General features: G+C 49.7%; 16 protein-coding genes. 12 read left to right on the forward strand and 4 right to left on the reverse strand.

Translation table 11 applies throughout. The features are described from left to right. Nucleotides 1–74: 74 nt before the first annotated feature. Complete coding sequence (locus ACFOET_RS20205; RefSeq protein ID WP_379026113.1) at nucleotides 75–4199, reverse strand: two-component regulator propeller domain-containing protein; 4125 nt, start codon at nucleotides 4197–4199, stop codon at nucleotides 75–77. Nucleotides 4200–4393: 194 nt separating this feature from the next. On the opposite strand from ACFOET_RS20205, the gene ACFOET_RS20210 reads away from it, so the two are divergent. The 3 genes from ACFOET_RS20210 to ACFOET_RS20220 all read left to right on the forward strand — a co-directional run bounded on the left by ACFOET_RS20210 (nucleotide 4394) and on the right by ACFOET_RS20220 (nucleotide 6026). Then, nucleotides 4394–4870 (forward strand): VOC family protein, encoded by a 477-nt coding sequence (locus ACFOET_RS20210; protein ID WP_379026115.1) that lies wholly within the window; start codon nucleotides 4394–4396, stop codon nucleotides 4868–4870. Between the two features lie 220 nt (nucleotides 4871–5090). After that, nucleotides 5091–5360, forward strand: a complete 270-nt coding sequence (locus tag ACFOET_RS20215; RefSeq protein WP_379026567.1) for a GNAT family N-acetyltransferase — start codon at nucleotides 5091–5093, stop codon at nucleotides 5358–5360. Nucleotides 5361–5504: 144 nt separating this feature from the next. Beyond that, nucleotides 5505–6026: a DUF421 domain-containing protein gene (locus ACFOET_RS20220; RefSeq protein WP_379026117.1), complete on the forward strand. Its 522-nt coding sequence runs from the start codon at nucleotides 5505–5507 to the stop codon at nucleotides 6024–6026. Between the two features lie 162 nt (nucleotides 6027–6188). Here ACFOET_RS20220 and ACFOET_RS20225 read toward each other — a convergent pair whose 3' ends face one another. The 3 genes from ACFOET_RS20225 to hflK form a co-directional block, all read right to left on the reverse strand. Next, nucleotides 6189–6824, reverse strand: a complete 636-nt coding sequence (locus tag ACFOET_RS20225; protein ID WP_379026119.1) for an outer membrane protein — start codon at nucleotides 6822–6824, stop codon at nucleotides 6189–6191. Nucleotides 6825–6964: 140 nt separating this feature from the next. Next, a complete protein-coding gene (gene hflC, locus ACFOET_RS20230; protein ID WP_379026121.1) occupies nucleotides 6965–7906 on the reverse strand; it encodes a protease modulator HflC in 942 nt (313 codons plus the stop codon). Between the two features lies 1 nt (nucleotide 7907). Continuing rightward, nucleotides 7908–8897 carry an FtsH protease activity modulator HflK gene (hflK, locus tag ACFOET_RS20235; RefSeq protein WP_379026123.1) on the reverse strand — a complete coding sequence of 330 codons (990 nt, stop codon included), beginning with the start codon at nucleotides 8895–8897 and terminating at the stop codon, nucleotides 7908–7910. A 204-nt stretch (nucleotides 8898–9101) separates the two neighbouring features. Here hflK and ACFOET_RS20240 point away from each other — a divergent pair, with 204 nt between their 5' ends. From ACFOET_RS20240 to ACFOET_RS20280, 9 genes are all read left to right on the forward strand, one after another. Continuing rightward, nucleotides 9102–9668 carry an RNA polymerase sigma-70 factor gene (locus ACFOET_RS20240; RefSeq protein WP_379026125.1) on the forward strand — a complete coding sequence of 189 codons (567 nt, stop codon included), beginning with the start codon at nucleotides 9102–9104 and terminating at the stop codon, nucleotides 9666–9668. A gap of 4 nt (nucleotides 9669–9672) precedes the next feature. Further along, the gene (locus ACFOET_RS20245) at nucleotides 9673–10620 is read left to right on the forward strand and encodes a FecR family protein (protein WP_379026127.1); all 948 of its coding nucleotides are present in this window, start codon (nucleotides 9673–9675) and stop codon (nucleotides 10618–10620) included. Nucleotides 10621–10688: 68 nt separating this feature from the next. Continuing rightward, the gene (locus ACFOET_RS20250; protein ID WP_379026129.1) at nucleotides 10689–12251 is read left to right on the forward strand and encodes a peptidase associated/transthyretin-like domain-containing protein; all 1563 of its coding nucleotides are present in this window, start codon (nucleotides 10689–10691) and stop codon (nucleotides 12249–12251) included. Nucleotides 12252–12336: 85 nt separating this feature from the next. Continuing rightward, nucleotides 12337–12900, forward strand: a complete 564-nt coding sequence (locus ACFOET_RS20255; RefSeq protein WP_379026131.1) for a porin family protein — start codon at nucleotides 12337–12339, stop codon at nucleotides 12898–12900. A 51-nt stretch (nucleotides 12901–12951) separates the two neighbouring features. Then, complete coding sequence (locus tag ACFOET_RS20260) at nucleotides 12952–13797, forward strand: lysophospholipid acyltransferase family protein (protein ID WP_379026133.1); 846 nt, start codon at nucleotides 12952–12954, stop codon at nucleotides 13795–13797. A 21-nt stretch (nucleotides 13798–13818) separates the two neighbouring features. Beyond that, nucleotides 13819–14901 (forward strand): hypothetical protein, encoded by a 1083-nt coding sequence (locus ACFOET_RS20265; protein WP_379026135.1) that lies wholly within the window; start codon nucleotides 13819–13821, stop codon nucleotides 14899–14901. 191 nt (nucleotides 14902–15092) lie between these two features. Continuing rightward, nucleotides 15093–17804, forward strand: a complete 2712-nt coding sequence (gene ligD / locus ACFOET_RS20270; RefSeq protein WP_379026137.1) for a DNA ligase D — start codon at nucleotides 15093–15095, stop codon at nucleotides 17802–17804. A 67-nt stretch (nucleotides 17805–17871) separates the two neighbouring features. Beyond that, on the forward strand, nucleotides 17872–18858 hold the full coding sequence (locus ACFOET_RS20275) for an MBL fold metallo-hydrolase (protein ID WP_379026139.1): 987 nt from the start codon (nucleotides 17872–17874) through the stop codon (nucleotides 18856–18858). Nucleotides 18859–18926: 68 nt separating this feature from the next. After that, nucleotides 18927–19289, forward strand: coding sequence for a hypothetical protein (locus ACFOET_RS20280; RefSeq protein ID WP_379026141.1), 363 nt, complete (start codon nucleotides 18927–18929; stop codon nucleotides 19287–19289). Nucleotides 19290–19340: the final 51 nt, after the last annotated feature.

Below are 19340 nucleotides of genomic sequence, written 5' to 3' on the forward strand. Positions count from 1 at the left end.
GAATCACAGAACGAAAAATCGTGTAACAACTAAGCCATGCTGATGTAACAAAAGCAAAAAAATAATAACAACGCCTAATTCGGCGCATTTACAGGGTTGGTCGGTTGATTTGTCCGCTGGTAGTCTGACGGCAATACACCAAATTGCTCCTTAAAGCACTTCCTGAAGTGATCAGCATTTTCGAAACCCACCAGGGCCATCGTCTCCTTGATGCTTACATTGTTATCTTTTAGGATGGCGGCAGCCTTGTTTATCCGCATGGTGCGCACAAACTCGGCGGGCGAAAGCCCGGTAAGCGCCTTTACTTTCCGATGGAAATGCATCCGGCTCAGCCCTACTTCCCGGCTCATCTGCTCAATGGTGAAGGTACTATCGGCCATGTGCTGTTCAATGAATTCCTTGGCTTTCCGTAAAATCTGGTTGTCGAGCGAATTAACGATCGCCGTGCCGGGATCCAACAGCGACGCCCGCTGCAGTTGAGCCTTCATGGTTTCCCGTTGCTGAATAAGATTTTTTATCCGCAGCAGCAGGTAGCTGCTGCTGAACGGTTTGGTAATATAAGCGTCTGCACCGGTTTCATAGCCCTCATATTTATGCGCGAAGGTAGCCCGGGCCGTGAGCAGCACCACGGGGATGTGGCTGGTACGGATATCCGTTTTCAGCCGCCGGCACAGCTCGATTCCGTCGACCACGGGCATCATGATGTCACTGATGATCAGATCCGGGATTGTCCGTAGTGCCAGTTCCCACCCCTTCTGGCCATCGGAAGCCTCTTCGATGTGGTAACGGTCAACAAGCAAGCTCTTTATCAACCCACGCACTTCATCGTTATCTTCTACAATTAGCAATTGCTGCCGCTCATTGTTTGGCGACCCGGCCATTGCGGACGCCACGTCGGGTACTGCCTCCCGCTGCCGCGGAAGCTTGCGGTCAGCTGTTGCGCCCGCCACTCCAAGTTTATGCGACGGCAAAACTACGGTAAACCGGTTGATGCCCGCTGCACACTCGACCTCCATATGCCCATTGTGCAGCGCAACCATCCGTTTGCTGAGTTCCAAGCCAATGCCCATACCAGCAGGATGGCCGCTGCCGGTACCCTCCTCTGCGGAGTAGTAACGTTCAAACAACTTGCCGAGGACCGTTGGCGGGATAGGTGCCCCTGAATTGCTCACTTCGATCCGTACAGACCGGCTCGCTGCGTGTCCCTCGGCGGAAGGATGGCGCTCCCCGCTGAGCTGCATAGCCACAGCCACATGGCCACCTTCGGCAGTGAACTTAAACGCGTTGGAGAGCAGGTTGTACATCACCATTTCCAGCTTACTGGAATCAAAGGCCATGATGAGATGTTCGGGATTCAGCGAATGGTCAAACCGGATCTTCCGAGCTATCGCCAGCGGCTTAAATGTCAATATCACCTCTTGAAGAAAGGCCGCCAGGTCCTCGTCTGCCGGCTCCAGCTGAACATGTGCCTCGGTTTCCAGCCTCCGCAGGTTGAGCACCTGGTTAATCATCTCCATCATCTTTTGCCCATTGCGGCGTATCATGGATAGTTGGTCACTCAGCCCTTCAGCGAGGCCGCGTTGATGCATCAAGCGCTCCAAGGGGGTAAGGATGAGTGTCAGCGGGGTGCGCAGCTCATGCGAAATATCGGTAAAAAACTCAAGTTTTGACGCCAGCATACGCTGCTCCTTTTCACGCATAAGCTTCTCAACATAAAGCTGATTTTTTAGCTTGGTGCGGCGCTGGAAAAACAAGAAGATGGTGTAAGACAACGCTAGAAAAAGAATGACATAGGCTCCATATGCCGTTTTGGTGAGCCACCATGGGGGGAGCACCACAATCTTAAGCACCGCAAAGTGCTCGCCCCAAGCCATGTGGTCTGTAGATGCCTGTATCTTCACTTCATGGGTGCCAATAGGCAAATACGTGAAGTTAATGGAACGCTGCTTTCCAAGGTCTACCCAGCCATGCTCCAGGCCGCTGAGCGAATACCGATACAACGTGGCATCGGGGTTGACGAAGTTAACACCAGAAAAGCCTATGGATATGTCGCGTTGCTGGTATTTTAGCGTGATGGGTGCTCCCGGATGCCGGGTCATGTCGCCAAGCACAGGCCATGCCACGCCCCGTTCTTTCACGTGGATTTCGAAATGGGTGAAGACCACCTCCGGAAAATAGGACTGTTTCTTTATGGATTTAGGGAAAAAGATATTGAACCCATTGATCCCTCCAAAGAGCAAATGCCCCGAAGCTGTTTTCAAGGCGCAGCCGGGGTTGAACTGGGCGCCTTGCAACCCATGGATTTCCGAGAAGTCGGTCGAAACAAGCTTTGGTTTGCCCGCCGCATCTTCGCGGTATGCTACCCTAGAAAGTCCCGCATTTGTAGCGATCCAAAAAAAGCCGTCGTTATCCTCCAAAATGGCATTTATGGTGTTGCTTGCCAACCCTTTACGGTGCCCAAACCAATGAAGCTGCCGGTCTTTAACCAAAAAAAGCCCCGAACTTTGCGTGCCGATCCACAGGCGTTTTTCCGTGTCTTCGGTAATCCAGTTGACAAACAGCAATTCCGCTTCAAATCCTTTCAAAAGCCCGCTGAGGTCGATTGGCGTTCTAGTGGCGCGGTCGATGCATTTCAATCCTGAACGCGTACCGATCCACAGGTGCCCGTTGCTGTCTTCTTGGATATAGCTCACGATGTTTCCCACCCCCGGCACCTCCGTGAATATGCCGGTGGCCGGGTTGAACACCTGAAGCTCGCCGCCATTCATCCCGATCCACAAGAGGCCATCGTCGTCCATGTACAACGCATGCACCTGGTTCTGGTGCAGTGAATTGCGCCCGGGTTCATGGAAATACCGACGGAACTTTTTTTCACGGATGTCATAGTAATTCAGTCCGTTGTACGTTCCTATCCAGAGATTGCCCTGTTGGTCGGCGACCATGGACTTGATGATTCGGTTTGACAAGCCCGAGGCATCTTCCGTGCCGTAGTGCGAAAAGCGTCCGGTCGATCGGTTGAAATGGTTAAGCCCTCTGCCCGTTGAAACCCAGATATTGCCCTCGGCATCTTCCAAAAACCCGTTAACATCGTTTTCACTCAGTCCTTCATCCCGGCCAGCGCTGCGCTTATGGTGTTCGAACAGGTTGTGCTGGGGATGGTAATAATTTAGCCCCCCACTGTAAGTCGCTATCCAATAACCTCCAAACCGATCTTTAATCACGTCATGGATGGAGCCGCGGCTGAGTCCCTCCGGCTTTTGGATGGAATACCTGATATTGGTAAACGTTTCGTCTACCACATTGAAAATCGAGAGGCCGCTCAAGGTGGCCAGCCATAACCTTCCGTCATCAGCAAGCAGCTTCCTTACCGGGTTAGCCAACATTTGGGAATTGCCTATATGAAAGTGATTACCGATACGGAAAACACCGCCGGTATACCGGAACGCATATATACCGTGTTGCTCCGTGGCAATCCAGTAAGTGCCCGTTGCGTCCTGTGTGATATCCCTGATTTCGAACGTATCGCCCTGTTTCTCAATTTCGGGATCCACCACGATTCGCCTAAACCAACCACTTTCATATACATACAGTCCGCCCTTTGTACCCAGCCAGATCAAGCCATTGGTATCACGAAACAATGCGATAATATTATTTGGATTGCTGTGCGATTTTGACAGGTAAATATGCCTGAATGAATCTTTTTCCGTATCAAGAACCGTCAACCCATTAGAAGTGCCTATCCATAAATGGCCATCGGTATCGGCCACCATCGATTTTACATAATTGTTGCTTAGGCCGGAGGAGTCCTGCGGGGCCGAATACGACAAAAACCCTTGCGTCGCCGAATTATACCGGTTCAACCCGTTAGCTGTGCCCACCCAGATTTCCCCGGCATCGCTTTCAAAAATTACATTGATGTGGCTATTTGATAAGCTCAGCGAATCATTGGGCCTGTGCTTAAACGCTTCGAAATGATAACCGTCGAAACGGTTTAGCCCTTCGCGCGTACCTACCCACAGCATACCGCGAGAATCTTCCAATAGGCACATTACTGAGTTAAACGACAAGCCATGGCTCATGTCCAGCTTATGAAAAGGAAGATCCCTTAAGGTGTCGGTTGTAGGACCGTTCGCATAACCGGCACATAAACCGAAACACAGTAGGAGCCAAGTGGCAAAAGCATGTAGGTTCTTCAGCATTGGTTTTGTTATCGGACGCTAATTTACGAAATTCATGCCGACCACCAATTACTCCGGGATCAGTTACTCGTCAGTACTGTAAGCATGTATCCAATGCTTGCCATTGCGGAATCTGAACTTAATATATCAGCGCTAATGTTCAAGCTGACATAATAAATTGGTCCGCTTATCGTTACACTATTACCTATATCTCTTTGTGTACATACGCCGGCAACATTATGGAAAGAAACAAATTATTAAGAATGGACAATGTCGGCATCGTGGTAGAATCCCTGGATGACGCAATCGCCTTCTTCACGGAGATAGGCCTGAAACTCGAGGGACGCGCCACTGTGGAAGACGAATGGGCAGGCCGCGTAACCGGACTGGGCTCCCAGCGCACGGAGATTGCTATGATGGTTACCCCGGATGGCCACAGCCGGCTCGAGATTTCACGATTTCTCGCCCCGCCTGTCCAATCAGATCACCGTACCGCCCCTGTGAACGCCCTTGGCTATCTACGTGTCATGTTCACCGTTGAAGACATCGACGAGATGGTTTCCAGGCTCAGCAAGCATGGCGCTCAGCTTGTTGGTGAAGTGGTTCAGTATGAAGACTCCTTTAAGCTTTGTTACATCCGCGGAACCGAAGGGCTTCTTGTCGGGCTGGCAGAGGAACTCAATAAGAAATGAATAAAGCAATGATTTCGCAGTGCATACACGTGTGTGGCACCAACGATCTGACCCCGTCACGAACCAGCGGACGTTTGCGGTGAAGCTAAGCTAACCAACATCAATAATGTCATAAAATTACAACTAAGAAGTAAGAACAAAATGCAAATCATTGGGCTTTCAAAAAGAAAGGATTTAATAGACGAAGTAGTGCATTATTTTTGGAAATGCTGGGGCGACGATAAAAACTGCTTGTTTGTATGTCAATCCTGAACACCGAAATAAAGGATTCGGAGAAGCTCTACTAAGAAATGGACTAATGGAAGCCGGGCAAAAAGGATATAAACGACTATATCTATCTACTGGTTTCAATGATTTTTATGAAAGAAAAGGATGGACATATCTTTGCAACGGTTTCAATTTTTTTGACGACAGTTTTAAGATTTATGTAAAATCAACTGAAATCAAAGCTGGAATAACAAAAAATAAGCGTAAACCGCTACAAGCGTAGCTCATCTATGGGCGGTAAAGATTGTTTATAAGAATTTGGATATTAAATGTTGCCGCCTTACCTTTATAGTAGTCGCGGATGTGATCTGCCCGAATACAATGGATTTTTGTTTTTTCGCCAGTGTGAACTTGGGTCAAATACTATATGGAAAATGTATTTTTTGACACTTGGGAAAGTGTAATCAGGACAATTTGTTTGACTGTGCTAGGCTATGTCGCGATGATACTGCTCCTAAGAGTTTCAGGCAAGAGGACGTTGTCTAAAATGAATGCGTTTGATTTCGTTATTACAGTTACGCTAGGTTCAAGCCTCGCTACCCTATCATTAAATAAAAATGTTTCTCTTACGGACGGAATCGTAGCCTTCTCGCTATTCATTCTCCTCCAGTATATTTTGACTTGGTTATCCGTGCGAGTTAAGAAGGTCAAATCACTTATTACCAGTAGTCCAACTTTGCTATTTTATAACGGTGAATTTTTACTTGATGTCATGAAAAAACAAAGAGTCACTGTGGACGAAGTGTTTAAAGTTGCCAGGCAAAAAGGCATCTCTAACCTGGATAATGTTGATATGATGATTTTAGAGACAACAGGTGAGGTTACTGTCATAGAACGGAATGTCCAGGGAGGGTTAAATACTGTGGGGAACATAAAGGCAACAGAATAAAAAGTATAAAACGGTTGGGTCTCACTAATCTATTAATCGAGGTTGTTCTTGAGAGGTGTATTAATCGTCCCTTTCCGCAATATTGTTCAACCAAACTAACTGACAAAAAAAGGCTGCTCCGCTTTATTAGCGAAACAGCCTCTCCAGTCACTTTAATGCTTGTTAGAACTTGAATGTCAAGCCGAATCTTGCCGTGTCAAAGAAGTTTTCGAAAACATTGACATTGGCACTGAATCCAGATACCGATTCGGCGCTTTCAACATCCACTTTAGCTGTTTGATACGCCAGGATATTGCTCAGACCGAAGTTAATGGCGATGTTAGGAGTGACAAAATAATTGATCCCGATGCCTGCATCAGCGCCGAAATAATTGGTTTTATCCCCTTTGGTCGTAGTGGTTCCGTCGTTTTCTGATGCCCTGGATGAGCCCAAGCCCGCGCTTAGCTGCGCATAGGTTTTGAAGCGTGCACCCAAATCCAGAAAATAATAACGTCCAAATACTCCACCGCCAAACGATGTTGCTCTTTCGTACGTGTCGTTGTCGCCACTATAATCCGTGGTTTTCTCATTGCCAGCATTAACGAATACACCGACAGCAATTTTGTCGCTCACAAAGTAGCCTACTTGGGGAGAGAAATTCAGGCTGTTTACCTTAATTTCATTGTTTCTGTTGTTTTCATGGCTTGACTGGAAAAAGCCCTCCACAATGAAATCCTGCTTTTGGAATCCGAAATCCTGTGCTATTGAAGCGACAGCTAAACCCGCTACTGCGGTCAACGTGAGTACTAATTTTTTCATAAATTTAACATTTTTTTAATAAACAGCCGCAAATGTAGGGGATTGTTGCGTTATTTTCAAAGGTTAATGCTGGCAGACCCCTGTTACACTGATAATCACCATGATTGATTTTTACGACACTGAGTGGGCCGTTCATTTACTTATCTATTTAACCGATTCAGGTACCGGAAAAATTCGCTGTCCGTAGAAAGGATAATACTGGTGTTTTCATCAAGTGATTTTTCAAAGCTTTCCATCGTGCGGAGAAATTTATATAGATCAACCGCTTGCCTACTTTGGTTATATGCGGACGCATAGACTGTTGTGGCCTCTGCATCTGCACGTCCCTTGATTTCCTCTGCTTCGCGGAAAGCTTCGGATTGGATTTTCGCCAAATCCCGCTCCTTGTTGCCCTGGATCTTTCGTGCTTCGCCCTGCCCTTCAGACCGAAACTGGTCTGCAATCCTGTTTCGTTCGCTGATCATCCGGTCATGTACGCGGTCCCGCACCTCGTCTACATAGTTCATGCGTTTGAACCTAAAATCCAGCACCCTGACGCCAAGGTCTGCCGTTCGCTCGTTGGCTTTATGGAGGATGATGTCTTCTATTTCTTCTCTCCCCACTGAAATATCTTCCAGCACCTCTATGTCTTCCATAAAATCTTCCGTGATCTCCGGATTTCGGTTGGTAGAACGCACAACGGCCAGTAAATCATGGCTAGCTATTGCATTCCTTGTTTCCCCGTCGAGAATATCGTCCAGCCGCGACTGGGCGGATCGCTCATCCCGCAACCGGATAAAAAACTGTAGTGGGTCAGTGATTTCCCATCGGGCATAACTATCTACGAAAATAAACTTCTTATCTTTGGTCGGCACCTGGTTTTTATCGCCATCCCACTCAAGGTACCTTTTATCAAAGAATTGCACTTTGTGCAGAAAAGGCACTTTGAAGTTCATGCCCGGGGAGGTTCTGGGCTGTCCCACGGGCTTCCCAAATTGAGTAACGATAGCTTGCTTGGTTTCGTCCAGGATATACATGCTGCTGTTGATCAAGATAAGCAGTACGACTCCTACAACGCCGTATATGATGTAACGCGTCTTCATTTTAATTTCCTTCCTTTTTTTCGATTTTTACACTTTTATCTATGTTCAACAGCGGTAATACGTTGCTTCCTTTTTCGTCGACAATGACCTTGTTGCCCAATTTAGGAAGCACTCTTTCCATCGTTTCCAGATAGATCCGCTGTTTGGTCACTTCAGGCGCTTTGCTATATTCTTTAAAAAGGGAATTGAACCGGGTGGCTTCGCCGGTAGCCCTGTTTACCCGATTCAGCGCATAAGCGTTCGCAAGCTCAATGGTCTCCTGGGCCTCGCCACTCGCTCGCGGTATCACCCGGTTGTACTCCGCCTCAGCTTGATTAATGAGGGTTTCCCGTTCCTGCTGGGCTTCGTTGACGGCGTTGAAGGATGGCTTTACCGGATCGGGCGGATTGACATCCTGAAGGACCACTTGATCGATTCGGATACCGTTTTCATATTCGTTACAAAGCTCCTGCAGCAATTTCTCCACGCTGGTTGCAACCGCTTGCCTGCCTACGGTCAGTACTTCATTGACCGTCCGGTCGCCCACGATTTTCCGCATGGCCGACTCCGACATATCCCGCAGGGTCTTTTCTGCATTCCGTACCCTGAAAAGATATTTATAGGAGTCGCTGATCCGGTATTGGACCACCCACTCTACATCGGTAAGGTTCAGGTCTCCGGTCAGCATGATGGATTCATCAGCGTACCCGCTCTTGGTGTAAGATGATTGTTGGTTAGCCGATGTGGTCCGGAACCCAAACTCTTGCTTTAGCTGCCTTTGGACGGGAATTTTATACATCTTCTCGATACCAAAGGGAATTATGAAATTCAATCCCGGAGCCTCTGTGCGGCTATATTCGCCCAACTGCACCACAACCCCTTCTTCTTCCGGCCCTACCGTCCGTACGGAAGTGAGAACAATGATCAGTGCAAAAACAGCCAGGATGATTCTGCTTCGGTATTTTTGAATCCAGTACAGATAATAGTTGGTTTTTTGATTGTCGTTTAACATTTGCTTACGTATAGTTTTGGTGAGTGGCTTAGGCACTGTTTTTCCAAAACTACGAAATTAACGGCGTATTATTCAGTAATTTCGGTTAAAAAGGCAAACAGCAGCTATTGACATCCGATGTTTTTTAACCCATTCGCAACGCCTACAAAAAAAATCTGCACATCGTATAAGGGTAAATCTCAGCGGAGTTGTCTAACTGAATATATGGAAGTAACTTTGGCGAAAAGAGAACCCTTGGTACATTCAAACGATGAGGCGGCCATCCATTTTGAAGAGACGTTTAAAAGCAACGTGAAGGCTCTGCACGCCTATGCTTATACAATACTGCGGGAAGATGGTGCTGCCGAGGAAATTGTACAGAATGTCTTTTTAAAGTTATGGGAAAATCGGAAACGGATGGCGATACACACCTCGCTGAAGGCATACCTTTATAAATCCGTTTATCATGAAAGTTTAAATTACCTTAAGCACCTGCAGGTGCGTCGGAAATACATGGAGGAGGCGATGGCTAATCTAAGACAACAGGTGCCGGATGAGGCACCTGATGAGGAGCTACAGCGGCAACTGGGCGAGGCGCTCAGCCAGCTGCCTGAAAAATGCCGGACAGTATTTCAGATGAGTCGCTTTGAGGATTTTAAATATCAGGAAATCGCGGATAAATTAGGCATTTCGCTGAAGACAGTGGAAGCACATATGGGGAAAGCATTGAAATTGCTCAGGCTCCGGCTGGCAGATTTCTTGCCCTTATTAATTGTATTATTTTGGAGATGAAGTCATGGATGATGTGTTATTGACAAAATATTTACTTAGCGAAAGTACCGAACAGGAAGCTGCCGCAGTGCGGAACTGGATAGCGGCCCACCCCGATAATGAACGGCATTACATGCAGCTGCGCGCGATATGGGAAGCGAGCCGGGCACTGGCCGGTAAGCGTGATCTGGATGAAAATGAGGCTTGGGAACGTTTTGTGCGGCGTCGTGATCAGCCACGTGCCTCACTGAAAATGGGCTGGGTACGCATCGCCGCCGCCCTGCTGTTGGTCTGCTCTGCGGCTCTGGCAGGTGTTTTCCTATTCGGAGCAAAGAGGGATGGATTGTTCGGATCGACTTATCAGACCGCTGACGCTACCCGTACCGATACGTTGGCGGATGGTTCCGTCATCACGCTTAACCGATTTGCCAACCTCCGCTTCGCTCAGCATCCTTTCAAGGGTAAAAGGGAAGTGGATTTACGGTCCGGAGAGGCGTATTTTGAAGTCAAACCGAACAAAAATAAGCCTTTTGTCATACAGTCCGGCCAAGTGACCGTAACTGTGGTGGGCACATCCTTCCATGTACGACGGAACGGAAATGAAACACAGGTTACCGTGGAAAGCGGGAAAGTAAAGGCGGCGGCACCTGACAAAACGGTAGCACTTGGACCGGGCCAGACAGTGACCATCGATACGCGTACGGGCCGGTTTGACGAAGGGGTGGTGAAGGATCAATTGCATAACTATTATGTGAGCAAACGCTTTGTGCTGGACAACACACCGCTGTGGCGTATCGCAGAAGTGCTGGAGCACGCGTACAACGTAGATATCGTGATTGCACGCCGCGAACTCCGTGAACTACCGATGACGACCACCTTGGGACAAGGCTCACTGGATGATGTGCTAACGGTCGTCGCCGAGACATTGGAACTGACGATAGAGCGGAAGGGTAACCAGATCATAGTCAAGTAATGTTTTCCAGGCTGCTGCTCTTCTGTTTGTCATTGGCCACGGGTGCTGCTTGCCATGCACAATCTTATTTGACTCGTGAAATTACTGTCAATCATGCGAATCGAGAGCTGAAGGACATGCTGGAAGCCATCAGCCAGGAACACGGGTTCTATTTCGCATACAACAGCAAGCTTGTGGCGGAGGATAGCGTCATCGCACTATCCGGTTTCCGGGGCTCGGTGGCGACGTTCCTTGACCAAACCTTCGGCAGTGAATATGAGTTTAAGGAGGCTCCCGGATATGTGATCATCCGGTATGCGCCACGTTCGCTGGAAGTAACATTTACGGTTGAGCATGAACGCAAGGGGACGCTGGTCATTGAAGGCCGGATCAGAGATGCCGCAAACAATGCGGATATCGAAGGCGCGAGTATTTACGAGCCGAACGTGCTGGCCTCGACACTTTCTGATGCGCAGGGGCGCTTCCGGCTGGCAATCAGGCGGAGGGATGAAAGCGTATGGCTAAGGGTGCGCAAAGCCAACTATCGCGATACTACGCTAGTGCTGCTGCCGGCAGTCCAAGTGCATCCGGAACGCAAGGAGCGGCGATACACGTTCTACCCCGGAGCGGACGGTAAGTCGGGCCTCGAAAACTCGAGGCTTGGCCGCTTCTTTTCGAATTCAAAACGACGAATCCAGCGCATAAACCTCGGTGGCTTCTTCGCGCACAGTCCCTATCAGGTTTCGCTTGCCCCCGGGCTGAGTTCTCAAGGGTTCTTCAACAGCCAGATCGTCAACGAGCTTTCGCTGAACATCATTGGTGGGTACACCGCAGGAGTCAGCGGTGTGGAAATCGCCGGCGCATTCAACATCAACGAACAACACGCGAAGCACTTCCAGGCGGCGGGTATATTTAACTTGGTAGGTCATGATGTTCAAGGAGTACAATTGGCAGGGGTTTCGAATACGGTGATCAATGCGGTTTCTGGTGTACAGGTGGCCGGTGTCGGCAATTGGGCTGGCGATGTGCGAGGGGTGCAGCTATCCGGCGCATTTAATAAAGCTGACAACACACGCGGGGTCCAGGTCGCTGGTGCGCTGAACACGTCGGATGGCGACGCGGACATTCAGGTCGCCGGTATACTGAACGTCGGCGGGAAGGTGAGGGGTATTCAGATTGCAACGTTGCTCAATATCGCCGATAGCAGTGATTATCCCATCGCGATTGTTAACCTCATAAAAAACGGCAGGAAAAGTGTTTCTGCAGGTGCCGATGAATCCGGCATGCTCCAGTTGACATTCCGCTCGGGCGGACGTGTCTTGTACGGGTTGATCGGCGTGGGCCATCACTTGGCTAATCGCCCGGCCAAATACGGGATTGAAGCGGGTATCGGCGCTTGCCTGTTGGAAAGGAACGCATATTTGCTAAACGTAGAGGTAGCAAGCCGAACAACCACCGACTTGCAGCGCGTTTCGGCGTCAAACCTGACGCTTCGGCTGCTGCCGGAACTTCGTATCGGCCAATATATCGCTGTATCGGCCGGTCCGGCCCTAATTTATTCCTCTTCAGACCCAGCACCTGCACTCCCCAAGGTGGGTAATGACCGTCCGCTACGCCCAGGATTTTATGGTGGCTTGTCCTTCCGCTGGTAATTTTTTTGCATCCTGTAAGGGTAAGTCCGACCGAAGCTGTCTTAGCATCAAAATGAAATCAATAATGATTAAAAACATGCAAAAGATGAAAGCTATCAGAATGTACCTGCCAATTGTGGCACTGCTGTTGGTCACGGAGTTGGCCACCGGTCAAACGCTAGACCTCGGTGTAAAGACCGGTTTAAGTTGGGGTTCCTTACGCAGTAACCTGAGCGGTGTCGGGGACGCTTCAGGGAAAACCGGCTGGCACGTGGGCCTCTTTGCCCGGACCGGCAATGATTTCTATTTCCAGCCCGAGTTGAACTTCGCTGCGTTCGGCAGCGAATTCCGGTTCGTAAATGAAACCTATGAGCCCTCGTTCAGGCAGCTTAACTTGCCTCTTATGGCCGGCTATAAGATCATTGACAACGGCAACATGAATTTAAGGGTATCGGTGGGACCGGAAGTGAACATGAACGTGAATAAAGCAGCCGGACCAGATGCCACGGAATATAAACGATTTGCTATCGGCGGTTTAGTGAACGCGGGGGTAGACATCGGTCGCATGACGGTTGATGCGCGATACAGCCTAGGCCTCACTGATGTTCATGATCAGCTGGAACAGAAGACCGGTGTATTCAGCGTTTCAATCGGATTCAAAATTTTGTAACCTTTGAATTTCCGCTTGAGCACAATGGTAATTTTTAGGTATTTCAAAAGATTGGCAAGCATTTCGGCATTTCTTCCGGTGCTGTTGCTTAGTCGGATGCCTCACGAAGTGCTGATGGCGACGGTAGGCCGGAGCGTTTATTTTCTGGCGTATTATGTCATCCGCTACCGCTACCATGTCGTCGTTCAAAATCTGGCCCGTGCTTTTCCGGAGCGGACATACAGGGAAATTCACACACTGGCCAAGGAATTCTACCTGCACTTCTCGGCGATGATCGTGGAAATGATCCGGTCGATCTCTATCGGCAAAAAGGAACTGACCGGCAGGGTACACATTAAAAATAAAAGCCTTCTGAACAACTACCATCGCCAAGGACGGCCAATGATCGGATTGCTTGGCCACTATGGAAACTGGGAAAGTCTCAACATCCTGGCCAGTGAGCTACCTTTCCAAGTAAATGCGCTCTACAAGCCCCAGGCCCCGGCACCGTTTTGCTACCTCATGCGTCGGATCAGAGCAAGATTCGGGATGAATCTAATTCCGGCGGAAAATGCTTTGAAACAGCTGATGCAGCTGAATGACCGCTCAACACTCAGCTTGTTCATTGCAGATCAGTTTCCGGGCAATGACCGGGGCTACCGAATGGAATTCATGAATCAACCGGCAAGGCTGTTCGATGGAGCTGAAAAGCTGGCCAGGCGCATCGACGCAGTGGTATTTTATGTAGCGCTGGAAAAAAACCCCTTAGTAGGTTGGGATGTGACGTTCTCCGTAATCTCGGACAATGCTAAGGATGCTGAGCCGGGCGAGATAACCCGGTGTTTTGGCGAGCGGCTGCAACAAACGATTAGAAAAATGCCGGCGTATTGGCTGTGGTCGCACCGCAGGTGGAAATAGCACATCAAAAGTTTAGTTAACATGAAAAAAGTACTTTCTATACTGTTGGGATTGACTTCCCTCCTATTCAGTTCAATGATAACGCCTGCGCTGTCGCAGGAGCATAGCCCAGCGCATGTGGGGATTGTGTACCCGCTAAGCACACACGGCACAAAGGCGGGCCGGTTTACCAACGCCTTCAGCCTGCACGCCCTCTGGGGCCTGTCAGGCGGCGAAAAAGGTCTAGGGCTGTATGGCGTAGGGGGTATGGTTAAAGGAAATGTCACCGGCCTGCAGGCGGCGGGCGGATTCAATCACGCAACCGGAGGGTTGCGCGGCGCGCAACTCTCGGGGGTCCTGAACCAAGTGCACTACGCAGATGCCGGTGCGCAGCTTGCCGGGGTCCTAAACCTATCCCGAGGCTCCATCCCAGCACAGCTTGCCGGTGTCTTGAATAAATCCGGCGGAGCGGTTGTCTTTCAGGCGGCCGGAGTGGCCAATGTGGCAGACAGCGCTAAAGCGGCACAGCTTGCTGGTGTGATCAATATTGCCAACGATGTTCGCGGATCACAGATTGCCGGATTGGTCAACAAAGCGGGAAACGTGAGTGGGGTCCAGCTCGCAGGTCTACTCAATATCGCAGACAGCAGCGACTACCCGATCGGCATCATCAATATCATCAAAAATGGCGAAAAGCGAATCAGCGTATCCACGGATGAAAATCTCTCCACGTTGGTGAGCTTCCGCTCCGGTGGGAGAAAACTTTATGGTATCATCGGCCTCGGCGCCAATCTGCTCCATCCGGATATCCGGTACGCCGCGGAGGCGGGACTGGGTATCAAACTGTTGCAGCATGGTACCTTCCGGCTAGATATGGAAGCAAGTCAGCTATTCGCCACCGACTTCCACGGCGGCGAATATGCTAAAAATGGTTTGCGAATATTACCGGCTGTACAGGTCGGCAGTCGCCTACAGCTTTTTGGAGGCCCAAGCATCAACTTTATGGATAGCAAAAACCCAGATAACGGTGATCTGGGCGGACTAACCATTTGGGAGAGCCAACGGACCGACAGGTACCAATCTATCTTCGCGGGCTTTACTGCCGGCGTGCACGTCGTGCTATGAACCACCGACTAATTCTGTTGCTACAGGGCGGTGGCAAACCGCCCTGTAGCAATAGCTTGTTTTCTCTGACGGTGGAGCGTATGTAAGCAGGCTTGTTGTATTGCAAACAAATTTGTGGTCCCGATGGTTCTCAGGATACGGCCAGGAACTTGCTGTGACTGAATAGAAAATGCATTCAACGCCACTACGTTATGACACTTGCGCAATACCGCCAAAAAAGGGACTTCAAAAAGACAAACGAACCAAAATCCGGTAAGAGCCCTGATAACAAACGGTTGACCTTTGTAGTACAGAAGCATGATGCCTCGCGACTGCACTATGATTTCCGTCTTGAAATGGGCGGTGTCCTTAAAAGTTGGGCCGTACCCAAGGGCCCTTCAACCGATCCTCAAACCAAGCGCCTCGCCATGATGGTCGAAGACCACCCGATGGACTACCGGCTCTTTGAGGGAATAATTCCCCAAGGTGAATACGGAGGCGGCACGGTGATCGTATGGGACGAAGGCACCTATGAGCCTGTCGAAACGTTTAAAACCAAAAAAGCACAGGAAAAACACCTGCTTGAGCAGCTCGACAAAGGCTCTTTGAAAATCCGGCTGCACGGTCAAAAGCTGCACGGAGAGTACGCATTGGTAAAAACCAGCGGTATGGGTGAAAATGGCTGGTTGCTGATAAAGCACAACGACGAATACGCCAGTAAAACCGATATCACTAAAAAAGCCAAATCCGTGCTTTCGGACAAGACGATTGCGCAAATTGAAAAGAGCGGAAATAAGGTATGGCGAAACGGACGTGAAGAAGAAGTCAAAAAGCTAGGGAAGCGCACAAAAAAGGGTAACGGCAAGGATGCTGAGGAACATCTTGTTGACGACGTAACCGAAACGGAGGAACCCGGGAAGATCGACGTAGCCGCCGTGCTAAAAAAAGCTCCGAAATCGCCCGTGCCGCGTAATATCAAACCGATGAAAGCGACGCTCATAGACGAGCCGTTTGACGACCCCGATTGGCTGTACGAAGTAAAGTGGGATGGATACCGGGCGATCGCCAATATCGGTAAATCAGGTGTCAAGCTAATTTCTCGCAACAACATTCCTTTCGAAAAGTACTATCCGATCGTCGATCTGCTCAAACAATGGCATATCAACGCCGTCATCGACGGGGAGATTGTGGTGCTCGACAACAAGGGGCTGTCCGATTTCGGCGCCCTGCAAAACTGGCGGAGCGAAGCCGACGGCAACCTCGCCTATTACGTTTTCGACATTTTATGGTACGAGGGTAAAGACCTGATGGGCCTGACATTGCTGGAACGGCAGGCGATTTTGCAAGACATCCTGCCGACCGACGACGACCGCATCAGGCAAAGCAAGATATTTGCTGCAAGGGGGATCGACTTCTTCGATGCCGCCGAGCAGGTAGGCTTGGAAGGTATTATAGCCAAAAAAAGCGACAGCACGTATACGTCCGACATGCGATCTAAAGAATGGCTGAAGATAAAGGTGCAGCGTCGCCAAGAGGTTGTGATTGCTGGATTTACCCGAAACGAGGGCACTTCCAAACTGTTCAGCGCCCTTATTCTGGGAGTGTATGAAGGTGACCGCTTGCGTTATGCCGGAAAGGTGGGCACCGGTTTTTCAGACAAGGAACAACAGGAATTGATGAAGCGGTTCAAACCGCTGATTACCAAGAAAAGCCCGTTCGACGTCGAGCCGGACGTAGACAAACCGTCCCGATTCCGCCCGCAGCGCCTCGGCGCAACACCCACCTGGCTGAAACCGAAACTGGTCTGCGAAGTCAACTATGCGGAAGTAACCAGCGAGGGGCTATTCCGGCAGGCGTCTTTCAAGGGCCTGCGCGAGGACAAAGACGCCGATGAGGTGGTGATGGAAAGCGCTGTGGATACCGAAGCAGCCGTATCAAAAGCTGACAACGACACCGTAAACACCGCCACAAAACCTGCCAAACGCGAACGACGAACGCTGCTGAACCCACGTGAAGAAACGCAGACACGGAAGGTAAACGGCAAGGAGCTCAAGTTTACCAACCTGAGCAAGGTGTATTGGCCGGATGACGGCATTACAAAACGGGATATGTTCAACTATTACCACCGAATCGCGGAATATATCCTTCCGTATCTGAAAGACCGTCCGATGTCGCTAAACCGCTTCCCAAACGGCATCAAAGGTCCGAGCTTTTACCAGAAAGATGTAAAAGGAAAGGCTCCCGAATGGGCCAATACCTATCCGTACGTCACCAGCGAAGACGAACACAAGGAGTACCTCGTCGGTGACGATGAGGCTACCCTGCTATGGATGGCGTCGTTGGGTTGTATTGAAATGAACCCCTGGTTCAGCCGTGTGCAATCGCCGGATAAGCCCGATTATTGTGTGATCGATCTCGACCCCGATAAAAACACCTTTGAACAGGTAATCGAGGCTGCTCAGGAAGTGAAGGCAGTGCTCGACGACATCGATGTGCCGGGCTATCCAAAGACTTCCGGCTCAACGGGTATCCATATATACATCCCGCTAGGTGCTAAATACACGTACGACCAATCGCAGCTTTTTGCCAAAATTATAGTAAACCTGGTACATGAACGGCTACCGGATTTCACCACTTTGGAAAGGAAGGTAAGCAGCCGGAAAGGGAAAATGTATTTGGATTTTTTGCAGAACAGGCCGGGGGCAACAATTGCAGGCCCGTATTCCTTGCGACCGAAGCCGGGGGCGACCGTATCAATGCCCTTGGCGTGGGACGAGGTAAAGCCGGGCCTCAAGATGCGCGATTTCACCATCCACAATGCCTTTGATCGATTGAAGCAAACCGGTGACTTATTCAAAGGTGTTTTACAAAAAGGTATCGACCTAAAAAAAACCATCAAAAAAGCAAAATCTGTTTTTGATTAATTGATCGCATCGTAACATACCGACAACAAAATGTTAACCCATATGTTAACCAAAAAAAACGAGGACGATGGAACACATTGATTTAAGAGGGACAAGCACAACTAACGGAAAGACGACCGGCAGCGGCCAAAGGTGCGAACAGGTAGCTACAGGCGTATGGCGGCTGCGGATTTTGTTTGCAAACGTGTACTTGGTGGCGGCAGAGGACGACCAATGGGTGTTGATAGACGCGGGGCTGAAAGGTGCAGGCCGGAAAATCAAGGAAGCTGCGGCGCAGCTGTTTGGAGAAGATAAGCCGCCTGCAGCGATTATCCTCACCCACGGCCACTTCGATCATATCGGCGCATTGCCATACCTCCTTAGTATATGGGATACCTCTGTGTATGCGCACCCCATGGAAATGCCATACCTAACAGGGCGTGCTGCTTATCCACCGGCCGATCCATTTGCCGGCGGAGGCCTCATGAGCTGGATGTCTTTCCTTTATCCTAACCAGCCGGCCGATTTAAATGGTCGCATAACTGCGTTGAATAAGGACGGTAGCCTGCCACATCTCCTGAGCTGGCGATACCTGCACACGCCCGGACATGCACCGGGTCACATATCCCTGTTCAGGGACACCGACAGCGTTCTCATCGTGGGAGACGCCTTCGTCACGACACGCCAGGAGTCGGTATTTTCCATCCTCTTTCAGAAAATGCAGCTATCAGGCCCACCGAAATACTTTACTTATGATTGGGAATCTGCAGCAGCGTCGGTGAAATCGCTGCAGGAGCTTAATCCATCGATAGCCGCAAGCGGCCATGGTAAACCGATGCATGGACATGAGCTTACAGAAGGGCTTATCCGCTTAGTGAAAGATTTCGAGCAAATTGCTGTTCCTTCAAGTGGCAGATACGTGAAGACGCCCGCTCGCGTGAATAAACGTGGGGTTACCGAACTGCCGGAGCCAACCAATAGGATGCCCGGGCGCATTGGAACGGTAGTGGCTGCCCTAGCGGCAATAGCGATTGTTGGTGGGCTCGTGTGGATGCGGATGAAAAAACCGAAATAGCACAGCGCCGGATATGCGCATTCGCGTCCGATCAGCTTAAGGGAAATATATATTCAGGAGGGGCGAAGATGAGATTTGAAATTCCCAATTTCAGTTTATTGACAGACTTAATGCCCGGAGCGACATCGTTGAAAGGAAGAGTGGTGATTTTCCACTTTCCTACTCATACGATTCTGGAGTTGGTCCGGTCTGAAGATCCGTTACTGAAAACGATCAGTCCCCGCTATGAATGGGAGCGGGTAAATAAATACGGCGAGATTGACAAGTTTACGTTTATCGTGCACCGCTATGTGACCGACGACATCGCCAGCGTGTTTGAGCAGGCTAAAGAATGGTATCAGACCGTAATGGATTGGTTAGACACGAGCGACGATGCGCTTGATCACTTCCTGCACGATTGGGAAAATCGTTCAGATGACCTGCCTAACTAGGGCGAATACTCTAACCAGGCGAATACTCGGCGTATAACTGGGTAGATACCA

The sequence above is a fragment of the Parapedobacter deserti genome, assembly GCF_042646065.1.
GTDB lineage: Bacteria > Bacteroidota > Bacteroidia > Sphingobacteriales > Sphingobacteriaceae > Parapedobacter > Parapedobacter deserti.